The sequence below is a fragment of the Variovorax sp. Soil_C_39 genome, assembly GCF_057656815.1.
On the sequence record NZ_JBDGJQ010000003.1, the window covers coordinates 230,642 to 254,087 of the forward strand.

The 23,446-nt window shown below is 67.1% G+C and carries 22 protein-coding genes; 12 read left to right on the forward strand and 10 right to left on the reverse strand.

The genetic code is table 11. The annotated features are described in order from the left end of the window. Positions 1-15 precede the first annotated feature (15 nt). The 11 genes from AC3A6J_RS09060 (at position 16) to nagZ (ending at position 11,110) form a co-directional block, all read left to right on the forward strand. Positions 16-1,080, forward strand: a complete 1,065-nt coding sequence (locus tag AC3A6J_RS09060; protein WP_487859597.1) for a MucB/RseB C-terminal domain-containing protein — start codon at positions 16-18, stop codon at positions 1,078-1,080. A 97-nt stretch (positions 1,081-1,177) separates the two neighbouring features. Continuing rightward, positions 1,178-2,686 (forward strand): DegQ family serine endoprotease, encoded by a 1,509-nt coding sequence (locus AC3A6J_RS09065; RefSeq protein ID WP_487859598.1) that lies wholly within the window; start codon positions 1,178-1,180, stop codon positions 2,684-2,686. Between the two features lie 522 nt (positions 2,687-3,208). Further along, entirely contained in the window at positions 3,209-5,020 is a 1,812-nt protein-coding gene (gene lepA, locus AC3A6J_RS09070) for a translation elongation factor 4 (protein WP_487859599.1), read from the forward strand. 8 nt (positions 5,021-5,028) lie between these two features. Continuing rightward, on the forward strand, positions 5,029-5,994 hold the full coding sequence (lepB, locus tag AC3A6J_RS09075; RefSeq protein ID WP_487859600.1) for a signal peptidase I: 966 nt from the start codon (positions 5,029-5,031) through the stop codon (positions 5,992-5,994). 30 nt (positions 5,995-6,024) lie between these two features. After that, a complete protein-coding gene (locus AC3A6J_RS09080) occupies positions 6,025-6,396 on the forward strand; it encodes a DUF4845 domain-containing protein (RefSeq protein ID WP_487859601.1) in 372 nt (123 codons plus the stop codon). A 17-nt stretch (positions 6,397-6,413) separates the two neighbouring features. Next, positions 6,414-7,100, forward strand: coding sequence for a ribonuclease III (rnc, locus tag AC3A6J_RS09085; protein WP_487859602.1), 687 nt, complete (start codon positions 6,414-6,416; stop codon positions 7,098-7,100). Between the two features lie 7 nt (positions 7,101-7,107). Further along, on the forward strand, positions 7,108-8,076 hold the full coding sequence (gene era, locus AC3A6J_RS09090; RefSeq protein WP_487859603.1) for a GTPase Era: 969 nt from the start codon (positions 7,108-7,110) through the stop codon (positions 8,074-8,076). 1 nt (position 8,077) lies between these two features. Beyond that, positions 8,078-8,854, forward strand: a complete 777-nt coding sequence (gene recO / locus AC3A6J_RS09095) for a DNA repair protein RecO (RefSeq protein ID WP_487859604.1) — start codon at positions 8,078-8,080, stop codon at positions 8,852-8,854. Then, positions 8,851-9,612, forward strand: a complete 762-nt coding sequence (locus AC3A6J_RS09100) for a pyridoxine 5'-phosphate synthase (protein ID WP_487859605.1) — start codon at positions 8,851-8,853, stop codon at positions 9,610-9,612. The genes recO and AC3A6J_RS09100 overlap by 4 nt, the downstream gene beginning before the upstream one ends. Further along, positions 9,609-10,001, forward strand: a complete 393-nt coding sequence (gene acpS, locus AC3A6J_RS09105; protein WP_487859606.1) for a holo-ACP synthase — start codon at positions 9,609-9,611, stop codon at positions 9,999-10,001. The genes AC3A6J_RS09100 and acpS overlap by 4 nt, the downstream gene beginning before the upstream one ends. Continuing rightward, entirely contained in the window at positions 9,998-11,110 is a 1,113-nt protein-coding gene (gene nagZ, locus AC3A6J_RS09110) for a beta-N-acetylhexosaminidase (RefSeq protein WP_487859607.1), read from the forward strand. The genes acpS and nagZ overlap by 4 nt, the downstream gene beginning before the upstream one ends. On the opposite strand, the gene AC3A6J_RS09115 is transcribed toward nagZ, so the two are convergent. The 4 genes from AC3A6J_RS09115 to AC3A6J_RS09130 all read right to left on the reverse strand — a co-directional run bounded on the left by AC3A6J_RS09115 (position 11,107) and on the right by AC3A6J_RS09130 (position 15,228). Further along, entirely contained in the window at positions 11,107-11,625 is a 519-nt protein-coding gene (locus AC3A6J_RS09115) for a M48 metallopeptidase family protein (protein WP_487859608.1), read from the reverse strand. The genes nagZ and AC3A6J_RS09115 overlap by 4 nt on opposite strands. After that, the gene (locus AC3A6J_RS09120) at positions 11,622-12,890 is read right to left on the reverse strand and encodes an Hsp70 family protein (protein WP_487859609.1); all 1,269 of its coding nucleotides are present in this window, start codon (positions 12,888-12,890) and stop codon (positions 11,622-11,624) included. The genes AC3A6J_RS09115 and AC3A6J_RS09120 overlap by 4 nt, the downstream gene beginning before the upstream one ends. Continuing rightward, the gene (gene lysS / locus AC3A6J_RS09125) at positions 12,887-14,458 is read right to left on the reverse strand and encodes a lysine--tRNA ligase (protein WP_487859610.1); all 1,572 of its coding nucleotides are present in this window, start codon (positions 14,456-14,458) and stop codon (positions 12,887-12,889) included. The genes AC3A6J_RS09120 and lysS overlap by 4 nt, the downstream gene beginning before the upstream one ends. 122 nt (positions 14,459-14,580) lie before the next feature. Next, positions 14,581-15,228 carry an LON peptidase substrate-binding domain-containing protein gene (locus AC3A6J_RS09130; protein WP_487859611.1) on the reverse strand — a complete coding sequence of 216 codons (648 nt, stop codon included), beginning with the start codon at positions 15,226-15,228 and terminating at the stop codon, positions 14,581-14,583. 49 nt (positions 15,229-15,277) lie between these two features. Here AC3A6J_RS09130 and AC3A6J_RS09135 point away from each other — a divergent pair, with 49 nt between their 5' ends. Further along, entirely contained in the window at positions 15,278-15,835 is a 558-nt protein-coding gene (locus AC3A6J_RS09135; RefSeq protein WP_487859612.1) for a YggT family protein, read from the forward strand. A 40-nt stretch (positions 15,836-15,875) separates the two neighbouring features. Here the strand turns inward: AC3A6J_RS09135 and accD are convergent, their stop codons facing one another. From accD to AC3A6J_RS09165, 6 genes are read right to left on the reverse strand one after another with little or no spacing between them, the layout of a single operon-like run. Continuing rightward, positions 15,876-16,748 carry an acetyl-CoA carboxylase, carboxyltransferase subunit beta gene (gene accD / locus AC3A6J_RS09140; protein WP_487859613.1) on the reverse strand — a complete coding sequence of 291 codons (873 nt, stop codon included), beginning with the start codon at positions 16,746-16,748 and terminating at the stop codon, positions 15,876-15,878. 30 nt (positions 16,749-16,778) lie between these two features. Continuing rightward, on the reverse strand, positions 16,779-17,624 hold the full coding sequence (gene trpA, locus AC3A6J_RS09145) for a tryptophan synthase subunit alpha (protein WP_487859614.1): 846 nt from the start codon (positions 17,622-17,624) through the stop codon (positions 16,779-16,781). Next, on the reverse strand, positions 17,624-18,901 hold the full coding sequence (gene trpB, locus AC3A6J_RS09150) for a tryptophan synthase subunit beta (protein WP_487859615.1): 1,278 nt from the start codon (positions 18,899-18,901) through the stop codon (positions 17,624-17,626). The genes trpA and trpB overlap by 1 nt, the downstream gene beginning before the upstream one ends. Positions 18,902-18,949: 48 nt before the next feature. Further along, the gene (locus AC3A6J_RS09155) at positions 18,950-19,645 is read right to left on the reverse strand and encodes a phosphoribosylanthranilate isomerase (RefSeq protein WP_487859616.1); all 696 of its coding nucleotides are present in this window, start codon (positions 19,643-19,645) and stop codon (positions 18,950-18,952) included. Further along, the gene (gene truA, locus AC3A6J_RS09160; RefSeq protein ID WP_487859617.1) at positions 19,642-20,466 is read right to left on the reverse strand and encodes a tRNA pseudouridine(38-40) synthase TruA; all 825 of its coding nucleotides are present in this window, start codon (positions 20,464-20,466) and stop codon (positions 19,642-19,644) included. The genes AC3A6J_RS09155 and truA overlap by 4 nt, the downstream gene beginning before the upstream one ends. A gap of 30 nt (positions 20,467-20,496) precedes the next feature. Continuing rightward, complete coding sequence (locus AC3A6J_RS09165) at positions 20,497-23,319, reverse strand: FimV/HubP family polar landmark protein (RefSeq protein ID WP_487859618.1); 2,823 nt, start codon at positions 23,317-23,319, stop codon at positions 20,497-20,499. Between the last annotated feature and the right edge of the window lie 127 nt (positions 23,320-23,446).

The following is a 23,446-nucleotide window of genomic DNA, read 5'->3' on the forward strand; positions in this document are numbered from 1 at the left end:
CGATCGCCACGCTCGATGACCGTTCCGATGCCCACCTCCGCTCGCGCGTTTGCGCTGGTGATCGCTGCCTTTTGCCTGGCCCATGTGGCGGTCGCCCAGACCCGGCCCGCGGCGGCGAACCCCAAAGGTGCGGCCTCGGCACAGGCCGGTGACGCGCCGCCGTCGCTGGGCGTTGTCGAGTGGCTGCAGCGCATGCACTCGGGGGCACGGCAGCGCAACTACATTGGTACCTTCGTGGTGTCGGCCGCGGGCGGCAATCTGTCGAGCGCGCGCATCTGGCATGTGCGCGACGGCGAGATGCAGATCGAGCGCATCGAGGCCTTGTCGGGGCCGCCGCGCTCCACCTTCAGGCGCAACCACCATGTCATGACCTTCCTGCCCGAGGCGAAGGTCGTGAAGGTCGAGAAGCGCGAGAACTTCGATCTGTTCCCCAACCTGCCGGACAAGCCCGATTCGTCGATCGGCGACTTCTACGAGGTGCGGGCGCTCGGCAAGGACCGCGTGGCTGGTTTCGACACCGACGTGGTGCAGCTCGTGCCGCACGATGGCCTGCGCTTCGGCTACCGCATCTGGAGCGAGCGCCGCTCCGGCCTGCTCGTGAAGCTCCAGACCGTCGACAACGACTCCCGCGTGGTGGAGCAGTCGGCGTTCTCCGAACTCCAGCTCGATGCACCGATCAAGGCGCAGGCGCTGCTGCAGATGATGTCCAACACCAGTGGCTACCGCGTCGAGAAGCTCGAACTCGAGCGCAGCAGCGCGCATGACGAGGGCTGGACGCTCAAGACACCCGTCGCGGGCTTCCGGCCGCGCAGCTTCTACCGCCGCCCCGCGGGCGACAAGAGTGCGCAGGAACGCACCGTCCAGTGGACGTTTTCCGATGGCCTCGCTTCGGTCTCGCTTTTCATCGAACGCTACGATGAAAAGCGCGCGCCCCGCGACGGCGTGTTGACCATCGGTGCCACCAATGCGATTCGCCGGCGGCTGCCGGAGCCGGTGAGCGACTGGTGGCTCACGGCAGTGGGCGAGGTGCCGCAGCAGACGCTCAACGCATTTGCCCAGAGTCTTGCACGCACGCGCTGAAGTGGAACTGTCCCACGGCCGGTGCTGAACCAAGTTGGCATTGCAGACTCCATAGCTCTTCTACTTTTTGCCGCTCTGTTCTTTTGAAAGAAAACCGATGATGTTCAAAGTCGAGGGACACCAGGTTCGTTCCTATCTCTTCGCATTCGGCATGGCATTCACCGGCGCAGCAGCGCTATTGCCCGCCGCGCCGGCTCATGCGCAGGCACCGCAGGTGCCCCAGATGCCGCAAGCGCGCGGTCTGCCCGATTTCGCAGACCTCGTCGAGCAGGTCGGCCCCGCGGTGGTCGGCATCCGCACGATCGAGAAGGTCACGCGTGGCGGCGGTAGCGGTGGCGGGGAAATGGACGAGGAGATGCAGGAGTTCTTTCGCCGTTTCTTCGGCCAGCCGCTGCCCGGCAACCCGCGCCCCGGCCCGCGCCCGAACCGCCCGCCGCAGGAGGAAGAGCGTCCGCGCGGCGTGGGTTCGGGTTTTATCCTGAGCGCCGACGGCTACGTGATGACCAATGCGCACGTGATCGAGGATGCTTCCGAGATCATCGTCACCCTGACCGACAAGCGCGAGTTCAAGGCCAAGCTGATCGGCGCCGACAAGCGCAGCGACGTTGCCGTGGTCAAGATCGAGGCCGCGGGCCTCCCCGCGGTGAAGGTGGGCGACATCTCGAAGCTGCGCGTCGGCGAATGGGTCATGGCGATCGGTTCGCCCTTCGGCCTCGAGAACACCGTGACGGCCGGCATCGTGAGCGCGAAGCAGCGCGACACCGGCGACCTGGTGCCGCTGATCCAGACCGACGTGGCGATCAACCCCGGCAATTCCGGTGGCCCGCTGATCAACCTGCGCGGCGAAGTGGTCGGTATCAACAGCCAGATCTACTCGCGCTCGGGCGGCTACATGGGCATTTCGTTCTCGATCCCGATCGACGAGGCGATCCGTGTCAGCGACCAGCTGCGCACCACCGGCCGCGTGTCGCGCGGCCTCATCGGCGTGACCATCGGCACGGTGTCGAAGGACGTGGCCGAATCCCTCGGCCTTGGCAAGGCGCGTGGGGCGGTCGTGAGCAGCGTGGTGCCGGGTTCGGCGGCCGACAAGGCCGGCGTGCGTCCGGGCGACATCATCACCAAGTACGGCGACAAGGTCATCGAGACGCCGACCGATCTGTCGCGCTCGGTCGCGAGCACCAAGCCGGGCATCAAGAGCACGCTGAGCGTCTTCCGCAACGGCAGCGCGCGCGAGCTGTCGATCACGGTGGCCGAAGGCGACCCTGAAGCCAAGCCCGCCGGCAAACGCCCGCAGGAGAGCGAAGAGCCGCAAGGCAAACCCTCGGCAGCCGGCAAGGCGTTGGGCTTGACGGTCACCGACCTGACCGAAGCGCAGAAGAAAGAGCTGAAGATGCGCGGTGGCGTGCGCATCGAAGCTGCGAGCGATGCCGCGGCGCGGGCCGGGCTCCGCGAAGGCGACGTGATCCTTGCCGTCGGGAACATCGAGGTCTCGGGCGTGAAGGATTTTGAGGCCGCGATCGCCAAGGCCGACAAGAGCAAGCCACTCAGTGTGCTGTTCCGCCGCGGCGAGTGGGCGCAATACGCACTGATCCGGCCCGCACGCTGATCCGGCCCAGCCGTCAAGTGGCCCCACCCTTCACTCGGGTTTGGGGCCCTTTTTTTGAGGTGTTTGCGACGTTCGAGCGCCTGGTTTCAAAAAAAGTTAATGGGGTGAAAAGAGTTGATTTTGTTAGTGAAAACTAACTTAAATCGAGCCTTAGGACGAATTTCGGTAGAATAGTGAACGCTGGGCGGTAGGTCAGTGCATAAGGAGGTGGGTTTCCTCCACCATGCGAGATGTCCTGCAGCAGTCCACCGGCGCTCCACAGATCGCCCACATGTTGTTCATGGAGTGCTCCACCGATCTTGTGGATAAGTTGTTAATATCTTTGATGTTGTGGACCCGCAACGACCCGTTTCGACCCTGTCCCTGGATGTACGCGCTTCCCTTTTTGCCTACAATGAAGTTCCAACTACTGCAGTTGCCATTGCTTGTTGGTTCAGGGCGCGTCTCCAGAAGACGCGCCCTTTTTTCTTGCCTGTCGCACTCTGCGCACGAGCCAATTCAAGTACTTAAGCGTTCCCGTTGATGAATCACATCAGAAATTTCTCGATCATTGCGCACATCGACCACGGCAAGTCGACGCTCGCAGACCGCTTGATCCAGCGTTGCGGCGGCCTCGCGGAGCGCGAAATGGAAGCGCAGGTTCTCGACTCGATGGACATCGAAAAAGAGCGTGGGATAACCATCAAGGCGCAGACCGCAGCACTGCACTACAAGGCGCGCGATGGACAGGTCTACAACCTCAATCTGATCGACACGCCGGGCCACGTCGACTTCTCGTACGAAGTGAGTCGCTCGCTCTCCGCATGCGAAGGTGCGCTGCTCGTCGTCGACGCATCGCAAGGTGTCGAAGCGCAGACGGTGGCCAACTGCTACACCGCGCTCGATCTCGGTGTCGAGGTGGTGCCGGTGCTGAACAAGATCGACTTGCCGAACGCGGACCTCGACAACGCGCGCACCGAGATCGAAGACGTGATCGGCATCGATGCGACCGACGCGATTCCCTGCTCGGCGAAAACCGGCGTGGGCATCGACGAGATCCTCGAGACGATCGTCAAGCGCATGCCCGCGCCGCGCGGCAATCCCGACGGTCCGCTGCGCGCGATGATCGTCGACAGCTGGTTCGATGCGTACGTTGGTGTCGTCATGCTGGTGCGCGTGGTGGATGGACGGCTCGTCAAGGGCGAGCGCATCAAGATGATGGCCTCGGGCGCCATGTACAACGCCGACAACATCGGCGTCTTCACGCCGGCCACCGAGCCGCGCGCGTCGCTCGAGGCGGGCGAGGTGGGCTACATCATCGCGGGCATCAAGGAACTGCAGGCTGCCAAGGTCGGCGACACCGTGACGCTGATCAAGTCGGGCACGGGCGGCGCGGGGGCCACGGCCACCGAGGCGCTGCCGGGCTTCAAGGAAATCCAGCCGCAGGTGTTTGCCGGGCTCTATCCGACCGAGGCCAGCGAGTACGACTCGCTTCGCGATGCGCTCGAGAAGCTCAAGCTCAACGATTCGTCGCTGCGCTATGAGCCCGAGGTGAGCCAGGCGCTGGGGTTCGGCTTCCGCTGCGGCTTCCTCGGCCTGCTGCACATGGAGATCGTGCAGGAGCGGCTGGAGCGGGAGTTCGACCAGGACCTGATCACCACCGCGCCAAGCGTGGTGTATCAGGTGGTGCGCAACGACGGCGAGGTCATCATGGTCGAGAACCCGTCCAAGATGCCCGAAGTCGGCAAGATGAGCGAGATCCGCGAGCCGATCGTGACCGTTCATCTCTACATGCCGCAGGAATATGTCGGCGCGGTCATGACGCTCGCGAACCAGAAGCGCGGCGTGCAGTTGAACATGGCCTACCACGGCCGCCAGGTCATGCTGACCTACGAGATGCCGCTCGGCGAGATCGTGCTCGACTTCTTCGACAAGCTGAAGTCGGTCAGCCGGGGCTACGCCTCCATGGACTACGAGTTCAAGGAGTACCGGGCGTCGGACGTGGTCAAGGTCGACATCCTGCTCAACGGCGAGAAGGTCGACGCGCTGTCGATCATCGTGCACCGCAGCCAGTCGCAATACCGCGGCAGGGCGGTGGTATCGAAGATGCGCGAGATCATTTCGCGCCAGATGTTCGACGTTGCGATCCAGGCTGCCATCGGGGTCAACATCATTGCGCGTGAGACAATCAAGGCGCTGCGCAAGAACGTGCTGGCCAAGTGCTACGGCGGCGACATCTCCCGCAAGAAGAAGCTGCTCGAGAAGCAGAAGGCGGGCAAGAAAAGAATGAAGCAGATCGGCTCCGTCGAGGTCCCGCAAGAGGCCTTCCTCGCGATTCTGCAAGTCGAAGACTGATCTCAAACATGGCATTCATTACTTCAGTGGTACTCGCGGCCTTCGTCGGCTACGTCGGTGCCTGGTACTTTGGTGCGCTCGAAGGCAACTTCGCGCTGCTGCTGTTCCTGGCCACGGTGGTCACCGGCCTGTACTGGCTGGCCGAGCGCTTCTACTTCCTGCCCCGGCGCGAGCGCGCCGCTGCGGCGCTCGAGGAGTCGCTCGCCGAGCGCAACGCGCGCCTCGCCGGCCAGGGCATCACGCAGGTCGACACGGTGGACCCGAAGGCGAGCGAGCGCCTGCTGATGCAGCCGTGGTGGCTCGACTGGACGGCCGGGCTGTTCCCGGTGATCCTGGTGGTGTTTCTGCTGCGTTCGTTCCTGTACGAACCCTTCAAGATTCCCTCGGGCTCGATGATGCCGACGCTGCTGACCGGCGACCTGATCCTGGTCAACAAGTTCACCTATGGCCTGCGCCTGCCGGTCATCAACACCAAGATCACCGAGGGCACGCCGCTGGCCCGCGGCGACGTGGTGGTCTTCCGCTATCCGCCCAAGCCGAGCATGGACTACATCAAGCGCGTGGTCGGCATCCCGGGCGACGAGGTCGCCTACCTCAACAAGAAGCTCACCATCAACGGCCAACCGGTACCCAAGCAGCCGCTGCCCGACTATCTCGACAGCGAATCGATGCGGCTGCTGAAGCAGTTCAGCGAAGACCTTGGCAGCAAGCAGCACCGCCTCCTCAACGACGATGCAGGCCCGGCCTTCGTGCAGGGGGTGACCGATTTCCCGTTTCGCGAGAATTGCCGCTATTCGGTGGAGGGCGTGGTGTGCAAGGTGCCCGCCGGCAACTACTTCATGATGGGCGACAACCGCGATAATTCGGCCGACTCGCGTTTCTGGGGCTTCGTGCCCGACAAGAACATCGTCGGACGAGCGTTCTTCGTGTGGATGAATTTCGGAGACCTGGGTCGCATCGGTCCGTTCCAATAAGCAATCGAGATACTCGAGGGGGTTAGGGATATGAAGTCGAATCCATTCATCCGCAGCGCCGGGGCTTCGCGGCAGCGCGGCATTTCGTTCCTCGGCCTGGTCTTCGTGGCCGTGGTGCTGGCGTGCGTGGGCGTCGTGGTCGCGCAGGTCATTCCGACGCTGATCGAATACCAGGCCATCAACAAGGCCGCCAACAAGGCCAAGGAAGGCACCACGGTGCCCGAAGTGCGCGCAATCTTCGACCGAGCGCAGGCGATCGACGACTTCAAGTCGGTCTCCGGCAAGGACCTCGACATCCGCAAGGAAGGCGACCGGGTGGTCGTCTCGTATGCCTACGAGCGCGAGATCCCGTTGTTCGGCCCGGCCTACCTGGTGCTCAAGTACAAGGGCGAGGCCCGCTGAACGCGGCGACACGCAAGGTGGACGGTGGCCTCGTTGCGCTGCAGGAGCGCCTCCAGCATTCGTTCTCGGACCCGCGGCTGCTTCAGCTCGCGCTGACGCACCGCAGCTTCTCCGCCGACCACAACGAGCGCCTCGAGTTCCTCGGCGACTCGGTGCTCAACCTCGCGGTTTCGCACCTGCTCTACATCCGGCTTTCGGCGCTGCCCGAGGGCGACCTTTCCCGCGTGCGGGCCAATCTGGTCAAGCAGGACACGTTGCACCAGCTGGCGGTCGACCTGGCGCTGTCGCCGCTGTTGCGGCTCGGGGAAGGCGAGGCACGCTCGGGTGGACCGAACCGGCCCTCGATCCTGGCCGACGCGCTCGAGGCGCTGATCGGCGCGGTCTACCTCGACGCCGGCTTCGCCGCCGCCGAGGCGCTGGTGCATCGGCTCTACGACGCCGTCGAGATCAATCCGCGAATGCAGGCTGCGGCCAAAGACCCGAAGACCGAATTGCAGGAATGGCTCCAGGGCCACAAAATGAAGTTGCCGGCGTATCGCGTGGTGGACACGCTCGGCGCAGCGCACAAGCAGACCTTCGATGTCGAGTGCGAAGTGCCGGAGCTGGGCCTGCGCGAGCGCGGCATCGGTGGCTCGCGCCGCGCCGGCGAGCAGGCCGCCGCGGCGGCCATGTTGATCCGGCTCAAGGCACGCGGCGCCGCGTGAAACCAGAATGAACGACGTAATCGACTCAGCAGCAGCAGACGCCCCGGAGCCTCCGGCCGGTCCGAACGCAAGCGGTCCGCAGCACTGCGGGCTGGTGGCCATCGTCGGCAAGCCCAACGTGGGCAAGTCGACGCTGCTCAATGCGCTGGTCGGCCAGAAGATCAGCATCACCTCGCGCAAGGCGCAAACCACGCGGCACCGCATCACGGGCATGCGCACGCGGGGGGCGACGCAGTTCGTGTTCGTCGACACGCCGGGTTTCCAGACCCTGCATGCCAACGCGCTCAACAAGTCGCTGAACAAGACCGTGCAGGGGGCCGTGGGCGACGTGGACCTGATCCTCTTCGTGGTCGAGGCCGGGAGCTTCACGCCCGCCGACGAGCGCGTGCTCAAGCTGCTCGGCAAGGGCATTCCCACGGTGCTGCTCGCCAACAAGCTCGACAACGTGCACCGCCGCGGCGACATCGCCCCCTGGCTGCAGCAGATGCAGCAGAAGCACGCTTTCACCGAATTCGTGCCGATGTCGGCCAAGAATGCCAAGGACGTCGAACGCCTGTTCGGCGTCTGCGAGAAATACCTGCCCGAGCAGCCCTGGTTCTACGCCGAGGACGAACTGACCGACCGCAGCGAGAAATTCCTCGCGGGCGAGCTGGTGCGCGAGAAACTGTTTCGTCTGACCGGCGATGAGCTGCCCTACACCTCGACGGTCATCATCGACAAGTTCGAGGAAGAGCCGCCGCAGAAGAAGGGGCAGAAGCGCCTGCTGCGCATCGCCGCGACCATCGTCGTCGAGCGCGACGGCCACAAGGCCATGGTCATCGGCGACAAGGGCGAGCGCATCAAGCGCATCGGCATGGAAACGCGGGTCGAGCTCGAAAAGCTCGCCGACGCGAAGGTCTTCCTCGAGCTGTGGGTGAAGGTGCGCTCCGGCTGGGCCGACGACGAAGCCCGCGTGCGCTCCTTCGGCTACGAATGAAGTGGCGACGGCTGCCCACCGCGTTTCGCACGAACCGGCGTACGTGCTCCACCGCTACGACTGGAGCGAGTCGAGCCTGATCCTCGAGGTCTTCACGCGGCACCACGGGCGCATCGCGCTGGTGGCCAAGGGCGCGAAGCGGCCGAGTTCCAATTTCAGGCCGGTGCTGCTGCCGCTGCAGCCACTGCAGCTCAACTACGGCGGCGACGCCGAGATCCGTACCCTTAAAGGTGCCGAATGGATGGGCGGCCATGTCATGCCCACGGGCGAGGCGCTGCTCTCGGGCTATTACGTCAACGAGCTGCTGCTGCGCCTGCTCGCGCGCGACGATCCCCACGAAGCGCTGTTCGACGCCTATGCCGGCGTGGTGCAGGTGCTTGCCGGCGACCATGCCGGTGCGCAGGCGGCCACCCAGGCCGCGGCGCTGCGCGCCTTCGAATTGCTGCTGCTGCGTGAAGTGGGCTTGCTGCCTTCGCTCGATGTCCAGACGCTGACGCTCGAGCCGCTCTCGGCCGACGCGCACTACAGTCTGGTGCCCGAAGCCGGCCTCCGGCTTGCGGCCGGCGGCGAAGCGGCGCTGCGCGGCACCGACTGGCGGTCGCTGCAGGCCGTGCTCGACGACCGGGCGCCGTTCACGGCCACGCTGCGCGAGATCGCGAACCTGGACGCCGGCAGCAACGGTGCGTTGAGAAACCAGCTGCGCCCTCTGCTCAACTACCATTGCGGTGTGTCCACGCTGCGTACGCGGCAGATGATGAGAGATTTGCAAGCCCTATGAGCACTTCCGGCCCAACGACCACCTCGCTGTCGGTCAATCTCAACAAGGTAGCGCTGGTGCGCAACACCCGCCAGCTCGGCATTCCGAGCGTGGTGGCCGCCGCCGAGGCCTGCCTCGCCGCCGGCGCGCAGGGCATCACGGTGCATCCGCGGCCCGACGCGCGCCACATACGCGCGCACGACGTGCACGACCTGGCGGCACTGCTCGCCGCAAAGTGGCCGGCCATCGAGTTCAACATCGAAGGCAACCCGTTCCACAACCTGATGGACTTCGTGCGCGAACAGAAGCCGCACCAGGCCACCTTCGTGCCCGACAGCGAAACGCAGTCGACCAGCGACCACGGCTGGAGCTTCCCGGAGGACGCCGAGCGCCTGCGCCCGGTGATTGCCGAAGCGCGTGCGCTCGGCGTGCGCGTGAGCCTCTTCATGGACCCGATTCCCGAGATGATGGCCGCGGCCAAAGCCGTGGGCGCCGACCGCGTCGAGCTGTACACCGAGGGCTATGCCGCTGCGCGCGGCACCGCCGGCGACGAGGCCGTGCTTGCGCGCTACGCCGAAGCGGCGCGCGCGGCGCAGGCCGCCGGCCTGGGAGTCAATGCCGGGCACGACCTTAGCCGCGACAACCTCACGCCTTTCTTGCGCGCCGTGCGCGGTGTGCACGAGGTCTCGATCGGCCATGCATTCATCGCCGATGCGCTCGAGCTCGGCTATGCCGCCACCACGCGGGCCTACCTGCGCTGCATCGCCGACGCGTCATGATCTACGGCATCGGCACCGACATCTGCGACGTGCGGCGCATCGCCGCGACCTTCGAGCGCCAGGGCGAGCGTTTTGCCGAGCGCGTGCTGAGCGAGGCCGAATTCGTGGTCTGGAAGAGCCGCAGCGCGCGCTGGCCGAAGCGCGGCCTGAGCTATCTCGCCACCCGCTTTTCCGCCAAGGAGGCATTCAGCAAGGCGATCGGCATGGGCATGCGCATGCCGATGAGCTGGCGCCTGTGCGAGATCGCGAACCTGCGAAGCGGCAAGCCGGTGATCGTGCTGCATGGCGAACTCAAGCGGTGGTTCGAGGCCCAGGGCCTCACGGCGCACGTCACCGTGACCGACGAGACCGACTATGCGGCGAGCTTCGTCGTGGTGGAGAAGGCATGACGGCCGCAAGGGCGCCGCATAACGGCGGCCATGCGCCGCTGATCATCGACGTGGCGGGCACCGAACTCACCGATGCCGACCGCCGCCGCGTGCGCGATCCGCTGGTGGGTGGCGTGATCCATTTCGCCCGCAACTGGCACGACCGTGCCCAGATGACCGCGCTCAACGCCGAGTTGAAGGCCATCCGGCCCGACCTGCTGATTTGCGTGGACCACGAAGGTGGCCGGGTCCAGCGCTTTCGCACCGACGGTTTCACGCGCCTGCCGTCGATGCGGGCGCTGGGCGAACTGTGGATGCGCGATGCCATGCGCGCCACCCAGGCCGCGACCGCGGCAGGGCAGGTGCTGGCCGCGGAGCTGCGCGCCTGCGATGTCGACTTCAGCTTCGCGCCGGTGCTCGACCTCGACCACGGCGGCAGCGGCGTGATCGGCGACCGCAGCTTCCACCGCGATCCGCGCGTGGTGGCCATGTTGGCCAAGAGCGTGGCACACGGCATGCTGCAGGCCGGCATGGCCAACTGCGGCAAGCACTTTCCGGGACACGGTTTCGTCAAGGCCGATTCGCATGTCGAGATTCCGGTCGACCGGCGCGGTCTCAAGGCCATCCTGGCGGACGACGCGCGGCCGTTCGAATGGCTCGCGGGCACGCTCACGGCCGTGATGCCCGCGCACGTTATCTATCCAAAAGTCGACAAGCGACCCGCGGGTTTCTCGCGCAAATGGCTGAAGGATGTGCTGCGCGAGCGGCTGGCCTTCGACGGCGCCATCTTCAGCGACGACCTGAGCATGGAGGCGGGGCGCTACATCGACGGCGAACTGCTGAGCTACGCCGACGCGGCACTTGCGGCGCTCGATGCGGGCTGCGATCTTGCGATGCTTTGCAACCAGAGCATCGGTGATGGGCTGGCGCTCGATGGGCTGCTCGACGGCTTCCAGTCGGCAGCGAGGACGGGACGCTGGCACCCCGATGCGGCCAGCGAGTCGCGGCGGCGGGCGCTGCTCCCCGGTGCTTCGCCGCTCGGTTGGCAGGCGCTGGCCGGATCTCCAGGGTACCGGCACGCCCGGCAAGTGCTGGCGAAGGCGGAGCTGGCCGCTGCGCAGGGCGTCTAGCCTGCGAGCGGATTCGCCCACAGGCGTTCGCCGCCCGTCTCCAGGTGCGTCAGGTAAAGCCGCACGTCGAATTCCAGCCGGTGGTAGTCGGGCGCCATGTGCTCGCACAGCGCATAGAAGCTCTTGTCGTGCTCGCGCTCCTTCATGTGCGCGAGTTCATGCACCACGATCATGCGCAGCCATTCGAGTGGCACTTCCCTGAACAGGGTCGCGACGCGGATTTCGCGTTTGGCCTTGAGCTTGCTGCCCTGAACGCGCGAGACGGTGGTGTGCGTGCCGAGTGCGTTGCGGATCACATGGAGCTTGCTGTCGAATGCCACCTTCGACAGCGGCGGGGCCTTGCGCATGAAGTCGTTCTTGAGCGCACTCACGTATTCGTAGAGCGCGCGGTCGGTCTGCACGTCGTGCATCGGCCCCGGATAGCGCTTCTGCAGCAAGGGCCCCAGCCCGTCGGTCGCCACGAGCTGCTGGACCTGCGCCAGCAACGCGGGGGGATAGCCCGCGAGGTACTTCATGCAGCCGATCCGGCGCAGGCGAGCCCGGTGGCCACGCCGCCGAACAGATCGCCCTCGACCAGCGGCACGCCGGCAAAGCTCTTGCGCAGCGCCTGCTGGAACGGCCGCAAGGCCGAGGAGCCGCCGGTCAGGTAGATCGCGTCGAGGTCGCCGCTGCGCAGGCCCGCGCGCCGCACGCACGCATGGGCGCAGGCGACCACGTCGTCGAGCAGGGACGACAGCTGCTGCGCCATGTCGGCGGGCGAGAGCGAGGCCGACAGGTTGCGCTCGGCGCACGACAGGTCGATCTCGGCGCTTGCGTCCTGCACCGAGGCGGCGATCTTCGCCTGCTCGACCTCGCTGGCGATCCGGTGGCCGTGCCGCTCCTCGAGCACCGTCATGAGCCGGTCGTGCAACCGCGTGTCGGCGTAGCTGGAACGCAAATCCTTCGCCTGCCGCAGCGCCTTGGCGGCATAGAGCCAGTTGATCAGGTGCCAGGACGACAGGTCGAAGAAGACCTTGCTCGGCACTTCGCGGCCCTGCGCGCCGGTGTGGCGGAATCCGAATGCGGGCATCACGCGGTCGAGGTTGAGGCGTTGGTCGAAATCGGTCCCGCCGATGTGCACGCCGCTGGTGGCGAGCACGTCGCCGCTGCGGTCGTCGCGCTCCGCACGCTCGGGGCCGACGCGCACGACCGTGAAGTCGGAGGTGCCGCCGCCGACGTCGACGATCAGCACCAGCGATTCCTTGGCGATGCGCTGCTCGTAGTCGAAGGCCGCCGCGATCGGCTCGAGCTGGAACGCGATGTCACTGAAGCCCGCCGCGCGCGCTGCGTGGCGCAGGCTCTCCTCGGCCCGCTCGTCGCGCTTCGCATCGCCGTCGACGAAATGAACCGGGCGCCCGATCACCACGCGCTCGGGCGTGCGCCCCAGCTCGCGGCCCGCACGGACGGCGAGCTCGCGCAGGAAACGCGCAATGATGTCTTCGAAGCTCACAAGGCCGTCGTAGATGGCGGTCTTCTCCTGCATCAGCGGACTGCCCAGCAGGCTCTTGAGCGAGCGCATCAGTCGACCTTCGACGCCCGCGAGGTACAGCGCAATGGCATCGCGGCCGAAGTGGGTGCTGCGGTCCTCGGCGTTGAAGAAGATGGCGGTCGGCAGCGTGGTCGCGGTGCCCTCGACCGGCAGCAGCCGCACCGCGCCGTCGACGCGGCAGGCGACGGCTGAATTGGAGGTGCCGAAGTCGATGCCGATCGTCGGCAGCGACGACGGGGAACGCACGTTCAAGCTTCCCTGCGCAGCGCCGGGAACAGGATCACGTCGCGGATGCTCGGTGAATCCGTCAGCAGCATCATCAGTCGGTCGATGCCGATGCCGCAGCCGCCGGTGGGCGGCATGCCGTACTCGAGCGCCCGCACGAAATCGTGGTCGTAGTACATGGCTTCATCGTCGCCGCTGTCCTTGGCGGCCACCTGCGTGTTGAAGCGCGCGGCCTGGTCCTCGGCATCGTTGAGCTCGCTGAAGCCATTGCCGAATTCGCGCCCGGTGATGTAGAGCTCGAAGCGCTCGGTGACCTCGGGCCGGTCGTCGTTGGCGCGTGCCAGCGGCGAGATCTCGGTCGGGTGTTCCATGATGAAGGTGGGCTGCCAGAGCTTTTCTTCCACCGTCTCTTCGAAGTACATGACCTGCAGGCTCGCGAGGCTGCGCTGCGAGAGCTTGTCCTTTTCTTCGCTGAGGCCGAGCTTGCGCAATGCGTTGACCAGCCACGCGCTGTCGTCCACGCCCTGCGCCACGTCCGCGGCGTCGGTGTACTTGAGGATCGCCTCGCGGATCGTCAGCCGCTCAAAGGGCTGCGTCAGGTCGACCGGCTTTCCCTGGTAGGTGAGCTGCTGGGTGCCCACGGCCTTGTCGGCGATGGTGCGGATCAGCGTCTCGGTGAAGTCCATCAGGTCGCGGTAGTTCCAGTAGGCCGCGTAGAACTCCATCATCGTGAACTCGGGGTTGTGCCGCACCGAGATGCCTTCGTTGCGGTAGCTCCGGTTGATCTCGAACACACGCTCGAAGCCACCGACGATCAGGCGCTTCAGGTACAGCTCGGGCGCGATGCGCAGGAACATCTCCTGGTCGAGCGCGTTGTGGTGCGTCTTGAACGGCTTGGCGTTCGCGCCGCCCGGAATCGGGTGCAGCATCGGCGTCTCGACCTCGAGGAAGTCGTTCGCCACCATGAACTCGCGCAGCGCGCTCACGGCCTTGCTGCGCGCGGTGAAGCGCACGCGAGCGGTTTCGTCGGTGATCAGGTCGACATAGCGCTGGCGGTACTTCTGCTCCTGGTCGGCCATGCCGTGAAACTTGTCGGGCAGCGGCCGCAGGCTCTTGGTGAGCAGGCGCAGCGTGGTCACTTTGACCGACAGCTCGCCGGTCTTGGTCTTCATCAGCGTGCCTTCGGCGCCGACGATGTCGCCGAGGTCCCAGCGCTTGAAGTCCGCATAGACCTCCTCGCCAACCGCGTCACGCGTCACGTAGAGCTGGATGCGGCCGGTGGCGTCCTGCAGGGTCGCGAAGCTGGCCTTGCCCATCACGCGCTTGAGCATCATGCGCCCCGCCACGCTCACGGCCACGGCCTTCGCTTCGAGCGCCTCGGCTTCGACGGCGCCATGCGCCTCGACGAGCGCGGCGGCACGGTGGCCGGGCTTGAAGTCGTTGGGAAATGCAACGCCCTTGCCCTCGGCCTGCGCGGCGCGCAGCAGCTTGAGCTTTTCGCGGCGCTCCGCGATGAGCTGGTTGTCGTCGGCGGCCGGTGCGGCGGGCGCTACTGCGGCGGGCGTGGGAATGGGGGGAGTCAGGTGATCGGACATGGAAGGCGGGGAGGGCGCATCGGGAGCGTGCGCAACCGCGCATTTTAGCCGATGAAGTCCGGGCCGAACCGGCCAGAAAAGCCCGTCAATGCTGTGCGATCTGCTATTTAAAAGGTAGCGCCTTAGCCAGTGATGCCCGTGCGTGCGAGAAGATCGCTGACCAGTTCGAGGCGCATCAGCGGGCTCTCGAGTTCCATGAGCCGCTGCCGCAGTTCGAGTTGCATGGGCACGAGTTCGCACCAGCGGTTGGCGACCCAGCCGCAATCGTCGAAGCGGTAGGGCGCGCCGATCGGCAGCCGCACGGCCTCGGCACCCTGGGCGCTGCGGCGTTCCTCGAGGGTGTCGACCAGGCGGCGCAGGGCGGTGGCGGTGTGCGCGAGGTCGGCCGGGATCTCGAGTGCCATGTCGTCGGCCAGGCCTTCGACTTCGGCAACCCACAGGCCGTGCTTCTGCATTTCGGTTTCGCGCACGCGGAAGCGCTGGGTGCCCACGCATTCGATCTGGAGCAGCCCGCTCTGTGGCGATTCGAGCTCGCGGATGACGGCCAGGGTGCCGATGGCCGCGAAGCGCTCGGCCTCGGCACCAGGCTTGCGCACCTCGCTGCCGCTCGTCAGGCTGACCACGCCGAAGGGGGCGTCGGCCCGGCGGCATTTGCCGACCATGTCGAGGTAGCGGACCTCGAAGATCCGCAGCGGCAGCACACCGCCCGGAAACAGCACGGTGCCGAGCGGGAATAATGGAAGTGAATGCAAAAGGGGCTGTTTCGTCATCGAGCGGTCTCGCATGGCTATCATCGCATTCCCCTCACGATGCCGTCCCATGCTCTACCAGATTCCCTCGTTTCTTCTCGATGTGATCGTCGGCCTGCTCGGCGGCGCCTGCCTGCTGCGCCTGTACATGCAGTACCACCGCGTGCCGTTCGGCAATCCGCTCGGTCGTTTCATCTTTGCGATCACCGACTGGATCGTGCTGCCGCTGCGGCGGATCGTGCCGTCGGTGAAGCGCTGGGACCTCGCGAGCGGGATCGCGGCCTGGCTGCTGGTGCTTGCCAAGTTCCTGCTGCTCTGGCTCCTGATCGGCAACCTGGGCCGGCTCATTGCGCTGCCGCTGGTGTCGTTCGTGGGTCTGCTTCAGTTGGCCGTTTCGGGGCTGACGGCGTTGCTCGTGGTGTACGCCGTGCTGTCATGGATACCGGGCGCTTCGCCGATGCTGCTCGACCTGATTTCGCGGCTCGCGGAACCGCTGGTACGGCCGTTGCGCCGCTTCATCCCGCTGCTCGGCGGAGTGGACCTGTCGCCGCTGGTCGCGATCGTCCTGTTGCAGGTGGTCGCGATCGTGCTGGGCAACCTGCTGGTCTGGGCCTACCGGCTGGGCTGAACAGGGCTCGCGCCCCGTTGCCCTGCCGGGCAGCGCGCGTTCAAAGGACCGCGTCGGCTGGCTGGCGCAGCAGCATCGCCAGTGTGCTGGCCATGGTCTTGCGCAGTTCGCGGCGGTCGCAGATGAAGTCGATCGCGCCCTTGGTCTGCAGGAACTCCGCGCGCTGGAAGCCTTCGGGCAGCGTCACACGCACGGTCGATTCGATCACGCGCGGGCCGGCAAAGCCGATCAGCGCCTTGGGCTCGGCAATGACCACGTCGCCCACGAACGCAAAACCGGCCGAGACGCCGCCCATGGTCGGGTCGGTCAGCACGCTGATGTAGGGCAGGCCCTTCTTGGCCAGGCGCGTGAGCGCTGCATTGGTCTTGGCCATCTGCATCAGCGACAGCAGGCCTTCCTGCATGCGCGCGCCGCCGGTCGCGGTGAAGCAGATGAAGGGCACCTTCTGCTCGATGGCGGTCTCGACGCCCCGCACGAAGCGCTCGCCGACCACGCTGCCCATGCTGCCGCCCATGAACTCGAACTCGAAGCAGGCCACGACCACGCTGATGCTGTGGACGGAGCCGCCCATGACGACGAGCGCGTCGGTCTCGCCGGTGTTCTCGAGGGCTTCCTTGAGCCGCTCGGGATAGCGGCGGCTGTCCTTGAACTTGAGTGCATCGACGGGAAGCACTTCCTGGGCGAGCTCGTAGCGGCCCTCGGCGTCCAGGAAGGCATCGAGCCGCGCGCGCGCGCCGATGCGGTGATGGTGGCTGCAGCTCGGGCAGACGTTCTGGTTGTGCTCGAGATCGGTCTTGTAGAGCACCGTCTCGCAGGCCGGGCATTTGATCCACAGGCCTTCGGGCACCTGGCGGCGCTCCGAAGGGTCGGTCTGGGCGATCTTGGCGGGTAGCAGTTTTTCAAGCCAGCTCATGGGCAATCCTCGGGGTCAGGGCAGCGGCGATTATCGGCCAGCCGCGTTCTTGGGGGTAGCCGCGGGCAGAGCATCGAGCGCCTCGCGGATTTCGGACAGGAATTCACGCACCACCGGCACCACCTGCTCGCGTGGTTGCCCGTCGATCAGCTGGATGATCTTGGTGCCGATCACGACGGCGTCCGCCGCCGAACCGACCGCCTGCGCAGTGCGCGCGTCGCGGATGCCGAAGCCCACGCCCACCGGGATGCTCACATGTTCGCGGATGCGCGGGATCATCTGGCCGACCGCCTCGGTGTCGAGGTGGCCGGCGCCGGTGACGCCCTTGAGCGAGACGTAGTAGACGTAGCCGCTCGCGATGCGCGCCACCTGCGCCATGCGCTCGCTCGTGCTGGTGGGCGCGAGCAGGAAGATCAAGTCGATGCCGGCCGCCTTGAGGTCGGCGGCGAAGTCCTCGCATTCTTCCGGTGGGTAGTCGACCACGAGGAGGCCGTCGACGCCGGCGGCGGCGGCATCGCGAATGAAGGCCTTCGGGCCATGCACGAGGTCGTAGCGCTCGACCGGGTTGGCATAGCCCATCAGCACCACCGGCGTCGTCGCATCATCCTGGCGGAAGGCGGCGACCATCGCGAGCACCTGCTTCATGCCCACGCCCATGGCCAGCGCCGCTTCACCGGCCTTCTGGATCACGGGGCCGTCGGCCATCGGGTCGGAGAACGGCACGCCGAGCTCGATCACGTCGGCGCCCGCGGCCACCATGCCGTGCATCAGCGCCGGTGTGATGTCGGCATAGGGAAAGCCGGCGGTGACGTAGGGGATGAGGGCGCGGCGCCCGTCCTTTTTCAGTGCGTCGAAGGTGGCGGCAATACGGCTCATCATTTGCCTCCCTTCACGCTCAGCCCGCGCATCGAGGGCCGGTCGTAGAAGTCGACGCCCGAAAGATCGGCCACGGTGCCGATGTCCTTGTCGCCGCGCCCCGAGAGGTTCACGAGGATCGACTGGTCGGGCCGCATGGTCTTGGCGAGCTTGAGCGCGTACGCCACCGCGTGGCTCGATTCGAGCGCGGGGATGATGCCTTCGGTGCGGCACAGGTAGTGGAAGGCCTCGAGCGCTTCGGTGTCGGTGATGCCCACGTATTCGGCGCGGCCGATGTCGGCCAGGTGTGCATGTTCGGGGCCTACGCCCGGGTAGTCGAGGCCCGCGCTGATGCTGTGCGTTTCAGTGACCTGGCCGTCCTCGTTCTGCAGCAGGTAGGTGCGGTTGCCGTGCAGCACGCCCGGGCTGCCACGCAGGATCGATGCCGCGTGCTTGCCGCTGTCGAGGCCTTCGCCGGCGGCTTCCACGCCGATGAGCCGCGTGCCCGCGAAGGGGATGTACGGATGAAAGATGCCGATGGCGTTGCTGCCGCCGCCCACGCAGGCGATCACCACGTCGGGCTGCCGGCCCTCGGCTTCGCCGGTGATGCCCTGCGCCGCCAGCATGGCGGGCATCTGCTCGACGCATTCGGTGCCGATCACGCTCTGGAAGTCGCGCACCATCGTCGGGTAAGGGTGCGGGCCCGCCACCGTGCCGATGATGTAGAAGGTGTTTTCCACGTTCGTGACCCAGTCGCGCATGGCCTCGTTGAGCGCGTCCTTCAGCGTCTGGCTGCCCGAGTCGACCGGCACCACCGTGGCGCCGAGCAGGTTCATGCGGTAGACGTTCGGGCTCTGGCGCTTCACGTCCTGGCTGCCCATGTAGACCACGCACTCGAGCCCGTAGCGCGCGCAGATCGTCGCCGTGGCCACGCCGTGCTGGCCGGCACCGGTCTCGGCGATGACGCGGGGCTTGCCCATGCGGCGCGCGAGCATCGCCTGGCCGATCACGTTGTTGATCTTGTGCGCGCCGGTGTGGTTGAGGTCTTCGCGCTTCAGGTAGATCTGGGCGCCGCCCATCTCGCGGCTCGTGCGCGCGGCGTGGTAGATCGGCGAGGGGCGGCCGACGAAGTGCTTGAGCTCATAGTGAAATTCCGCGAGGAACGCTGGATCGTCCTTGCACTTCGCATAGGCGTCGCGCAGTTCATTGATCGCGTGGGTGAGCGTTTCGCTCGCGAAGCTGCCGCCGTAACGGCCGAAATGGCCGCTGGCATCGGGTTGCTGGTAATTGCTTTGCATGGTTCTCGATCGGTGGGCCGCGGCCCGATCGCGATCGGGAAGCGGCGGCTAACTGGAGGAGAAGGACGCGTCGGCCGCCCTGGCGGCTGCAACGAATTGCCGGATCTTGGCGGCGTCCTTCAGGCCCTTGTTTCCCGGGCCGTCGATTTCGACGCCCGAGCTCACATCAACGGACAGCGACTTGCAGCGCGTCCGCAGGATGCGAATGCCATCGCTCACGTTTGCAGGTGTGAGCCCACCACTCAAGACGAGGTGAGCGTCGACGGCGGGTGGAAGAAGTGACCAATCGAATGCCTTGCCGCCACCGCCATAACCTTCGACATGCGCGTCGAGCAGGATGGCCTGGGCGTGGGAGTAATCGGAAGCGTATTTTACGAGGTCGAAGGCCACGCCGGCAGCCCCCATGGGAATCCGGGCGGCGCGCATGTAGCGAAACCGCCCTTGGCCTGCGGCCTCGTTGCACTGCAACGGGGTCTCGTCGCCATGGAACTGCGCGATGGCGCCGTTCACGCGGGCGAGTGATTCCACCACCTTGGGCGCCGCCTCGTTGACGAACAGCAGCACCGGCGTCACGAAGGGCGGCAGCCGCGACGCCAGTTCGGCCGCGCGCTCGGCCGTGACCGCGCGCGGGCTGGCGGCGTAGAGCACGAAGCCCACGGCGTCGGCACCGGCCTCGACCGCCGCATCCACGTCGGCCTCACGCGTGAGGCCACAGATCTTGATGCGGGTGCGGGCTGCGCTCATGGCGGGCCATCATAAGCAGCGCCGCCGCCCTGCAGCGTGGCTTCGGCCGGCAGACCCCACCGGGCGTCGTACAACGGCCCGAGGAAGTACAGCCCATTCGCGGAAAAGGTAGGCGCCGCGACCTTGCGGCTGCGGGCCTCGAGCACTTCGGTGATCCACTCGGGCCGCTCGTCGCCGCGGCCGATGCGCACCAGGCAGCCCATCAGGTTGCGGATCATGTGGTGCAGGAAGGCGTCGGCCTCGAACTCGAAGTGCCAGCGGCAGCGCTCGCCGTCGCCGCGGCGCGTGATCTCGATGCGCCGCAGGTCCTTGACAGGCGAGAGGGCCTGGCAGGCCGAGGCGCGGAACGAGCTGAAGTCGTGCCGGCCCACCAACTGTGCCGCCGCGGCGCGCATTGCGTCGCCGTCGAGCGGGTACATCGACCAGCCGACTCTGCCTGCGTCGAGGCTGGGTCGCACGGGCGACTGCGAGAGCACGTAGACGTAGCGGCGGGCCAGGGCGCTGGCTCGGCAATGGAATTCGTCAGGCACCGGGTGCGCCCACTGCACCGCGATGTCGTCGGGCAGGTAGCGGTTGGTGCCGCGCATCCAGGAGACGTTGTCGCGTGCGATGTCGGTGTCGAAGTGCACCACCTGCATCAGCGCATGCACGCCGGCGTCGGTGCGGCCGGCGCACAGCGTGCTGACCCTGCTGCCTGCGGACAGCCCGGCGAACTTCGCGAGCGCGGCTTCGAGCTTGTCCTGCACCGTGCGGCCCGAGCGCTGGCTTTGCCAGCCCTCGTATGCCTGCCCGTTGTAGCGGATGCCGAGCGCGAGCCTCACGAATTCAGGAAGAACAAGGCGGCGGGCGGCTCATCGCAGCTCGGCGAGGAGCTGCCGGGCCTGCGACTGGACGTCGCCGGCGCTTTCGGCTTCGACTTCCTCGACCAGCGAGCGGGCGCCTTCGACGTCGCCGATCGCCTGCAGTTCGCGCGCCAGCGACAGCTTGACTGCATGCGGGCTGTCTTCGTCGTCCTCGTCCAGGCTCGGCTCCGCGCGCAGCGTCGCCCCGGTGGCGGCGTTGCTGTTGCTCCTGTCGGCCGCCGGACGGGCCGGAAGGCCGGCCAGCGCGCTCATGTCGAATTCGATGAAGCCCGAGTCGGCGGGGAGCGCGCTGCGCAGGCCGACAGGGCGCGTGTTGGGATCGACATCGCCGAGCGCCCCGGGGCGGGTTATCGGTGCCAGTGCGCCTGGCGCGGTGTCGAAGTCGTTCTCCATGTCGGCCGGCGCGATGGGCGGCTGCGCGGCGGGATGGCTGTTGCCCAGCGGCGCGACAGGCGTCGGGGCTGCATAGGCGGTCTTGGGCAGGCTGGCGCTGACCGGGGCAGGCGCAGGTGCCGGCGCAGGGGAGAGGGCCGCGGGCTGGCTCAGGTCGAGGTCGAAATCCAGCGGTGCGACCGAAGGCACGAAGGCCGGCGGTGCCGACACGGCGGGCGCCGGGGCAGGCGCAGGGGCCGGTGCTGCGGGCTTGGCTGCTGCGGCCGCGGCCAGCGCGCCGGCAAACGCAGCGCTTTCGGCCGGGCTCACGCCGCGGGCCGTGCTGCCCGCGTCGTACAGCGGGTTGCCCGGATCCAGGTCTTTGCCCATGTCGACCACACGGTTCCAGTCGGGACCGGTGCCATTGGTGAGCTTGTGTACTTCGGTGGCCAGGCCTTCGTAGGCCCGCACGTCGCGGCGCTTGGCGTGGATTTCGAGCAGCTTGAGGTGGATCGCCGTGCGCTCGGGGTTCACGCGCAGCGCTTCGCGCAGGATTTCCTCGGCCTGCAGGTCGCGACCGTAGGCGAGATACACGTCGGCTTCGGCCACCGGATCCACGTCGCCGGCATCGAGCTGGCTCGGCGAGTACGACAGCGACGAGACGGTGGAGTCGCCGCGCTGCTTGGTGTCGACCGATTCGCCGCCGCTGGCGCCGAAGAACGAGTCCTTCGGAATGCGGCTCTCGAGGAACACGCTCTCGCTCATTTCCTCGCGCCGGCGGCCGAGCACGCGGAAGAGCAGGAAGCCGACGAGCAAGGCGACCAGCGCGGCACCCGCGAGCATCAGCGGGTTGGCGAGCAGCTCTTCGAAGAAGCCGCGCTCGGGCGGTGGCGGCGGAGGGGCTGCCTTGACGACCGGCTTGGGGGGCGCAACCGGTGCGGGCGCCGCGGCACTGGCCGCCGCCGCGGGAGCGCCCGGGGTCGTTTCGGCCGTGCTCGGTGTGCCAACGGTGGCTTCGGGCGCGGCGGTGGCTGGCGCCGCGGCCGTTGCTGCTGCGGCCGGGGCTTCTGCCGCAGGCGTGGGAGCGGTCGGCGGAGTGGCGGGGGCTGCGGCCGTCGCCGGCGCGGTCACGCCCGGGTTGGGAACCGGAATGCCGGGTGCCGCAGGCGCTGCGGGCGAACCCGCAGCAGGCGCTGATCCTGCAGCAGGCGCTGACCCTGCGGGGGGCGTCACCGAACCGGTGGCGGCCTTCAGCTTGGCCAGTTCCTCGATGTTCTTGGAGAGCTCCGCGACACGGTTGCTGTTCTCCTGCGCCTGGCGCGCCTGGGCAACCTTTTCTTCGGCTGCGCGGGCTGCGGCGCTGTTCTGCGTGATGGTCAGCTTGTCGGGCGCGCTCGCTGCCGCATTGCGGTCTTCGACACTGGCCTGCAGCCTGCCCGACGCGCTGCGGTCGGCCGCGGCGACGTTCGAGGTGGGCGCGTTCTCGGCCAGGCGCCGGCGGTAGGCGCCGAAGTCCCGGCTTTGCGCGACGATGGTGCGCCGTGCCTCGGCGGCGGGTGTCGCACCCGCCTCGGTGGCGCTCGGCAGGTCGAGCACTGCACCAGCCTTCATGCGGTTGACGTTGCCACCGATGAATGCATCGGGGTTGGCCCGCAGGAGTGCGACCAGCATCTGGTCGAGCGAAACCTCGGCAGGTTTGTGGGCCGCGGCGATCCTGCCGGCGGTATCGCCGCGCTGGACGGTGAGCTGCTCGCCGCCTGTCGCGCGGGGCGGGGCGGTGGTGGCGGCACGCTGCGGCGCTGCGGCGGGCGGCGTGGCGGTGGGCGCTGGTGCGGTGGCGGGCGCAACCGGGGCAGCGGGCGCAGAAAGTGCCCGCTCTCGGCGCGCGCGTGCTGCCAGTACCTCGGGGCGTTCCACGGGCGCGCGGACCTGGGGCGACACCGGAGCAATCGGTGCGGCGGGCGCGGGCTGGCGGGTCGTCGGCGGGTCGAGCAGCACGGTGTAGTCGCGCACGATCCGGCCCGATGCGCCATTGGCTTCGAGCAGCAGGTCGATGAACGGATCGTTGAGCGGGCGGCTGCCGGTCAGCCGCACGACGTACTGGCCCCCGGCACGTCGCTGCAGCGTGGCCCTGACGTCGCTGAGCGCCGCGTTGTAGGGCACGCCGGCGTTCTTGAATGCCTCTGCGCTGGCAACCCCGATCTTCAGGCTTTCGGCCTCGGCGGCGGCCATTTCGGTCACCTCGATCTCGGCGCGCAGCGGTTCGCCCAGGGCCGACTGCACCTTCAACTGTCCGAGCGCAAAGGCGCTGGCGTCGGCGCTTCCAAGGCCCAGGACCACGGCGATGGCCGTGCCGAGCACCGAGAGACGGAGGCCATGGAGGGTCGGCGAAGGGCGAGCGGCCGATGGGCGGGCCGCGGGCAACAGATGTCTTGTCATGCTGATAGGGGGCGGCTCAGGCCCAGAAATTGTAAGAGGACGTTAGCACCAAGACCGGGGGCTGACAAGGCGCCGCGCCCCGTCTACCCAGTGCGCGCATACTTACGCACGCGTTCGGTGTTGCCTG

Bases quoted from the DNA above. Each gene is read 5' to 3' on its own strand.
- AC3A6J_RS09060 (WP_487859597.1), top strand. From the start codon at position 16: ATGACCGTTCCGATGCCCACCTCCGCTCGCGCGTTTGCGCTGGTGATC.
- AC3A6J_RS09065 (WP_487859598.1), top strand. From the start codon at position 1,178: ATGATGTTCAAAGTCGAGGGACACCAGGTTCGTTCCTATCTCTTCGCA.
- lepA (WP_487859599.1), top strand. From the start codon at position 3,209: ATGAATCACATCAGAAATTTCTCGATCATTGCGCACATCGACCACGGC.
- lepB (WP_487859600.1), top strand. From the start codon at position 5,029: ATGGCATTCATTACTTCAGTGGTACTCGCGGCCTTCGTCGGCTACGTC.
- AC3A6J_RS09080 (WP_487859601.1), top strand. From the start codon at position 6,025: ATGAAGTCGAATCCATTCATCCGCAGCGCCGGGGCTTCGCGGCAGCGC.
- era (WP_487859603.1), top strand. From the start codon at position 7,108: ATGAACGACGTAATCGACTCAGCAGCAGCAGACGCCCCGGAGCCTCCG.
- AC3A6J_RS09100 (WP_487859605.1), top strand. From the start codon at position 8,851: ATGAGCACTTCCGGCCCAACGACCACCTCGCTGTCGGTCAATCTCAAC.
- acpS (WP_487859606.1), top strand. From the start codon at position 9,609: ATGATCTACGGCATCGGCACCGACATCTGCGACGTGCGGCGCATCGCC.
- nagZ (WP_487859607.1), top strand. From the start codon at position 9,998: ATGACGGCCGCAAGGGCGCCGCATAACGGCGGCCATGCGCCGCTGATC.
- AC3A6J_RS09115 (WP_487859608.1), bottom strand. From the start codon at position 11,625: ATGAAGTACCTCGCGGGCTATCCCCCCGCGTTGCTGGCGCAGGTCCAG.
- lysS (WP_487859610.1), bottom strand. From the start codon at position 14,458: ATGTCCGATCACCTGACTCCCCCCATTCCCACGCCCGCCGCAGTAGCG.
- AC3A6J_RS09130 (WP_487859611.1), bottom strand. From the start codon at position 15,228: ATGACGAAACAGCCCCTTTTGCATTCACTTCCATTATTCCCGCTCGGC.
- AC3A6J_RS09135 (WP_487859612.1), top strand. From the start codon at position 15,278: ATGCTCTACCAGATTCCCTCGTTTCTTCTCGATGTGATCGTCGGCCTG.
- accD (WP_487859613.1), bottom strand. From the start codon at position 16,748: ATGAGCTGGCTTGAAAAACTGCTACCCGCCAAGATCGCCCAGACCGAC.
- trpA (WP_487859614.1), bottom strand. From the start codon at position 17,624: ATGAGCCGTATTGCCGCCACCTTCGACGCACTGAAAAAGGACGGGCGC.
- trpB (WP_487859615.1), bottom strand. From the start codon at position 18,901: ATGCAAAGCAATTACCAGCAACCCGATGCCAGCGGCCATTTCGGCCGT.
- AC3A6J_RS09155 (WP_487859616.1), bottom strand. From the start codon at position 19,645: ATGAGCGCAGCCCGCACCCGCATCAAGATCTGTGGCCTCACGCGTGAG.
- AC3A6J_RS09165 (WP_487859618.1), bottom strand. From the start codon at position 23,319: ATGACAAGACATCTGTTGCCCGCGGCCCGCCCATCGGCCGCTCGCCCT.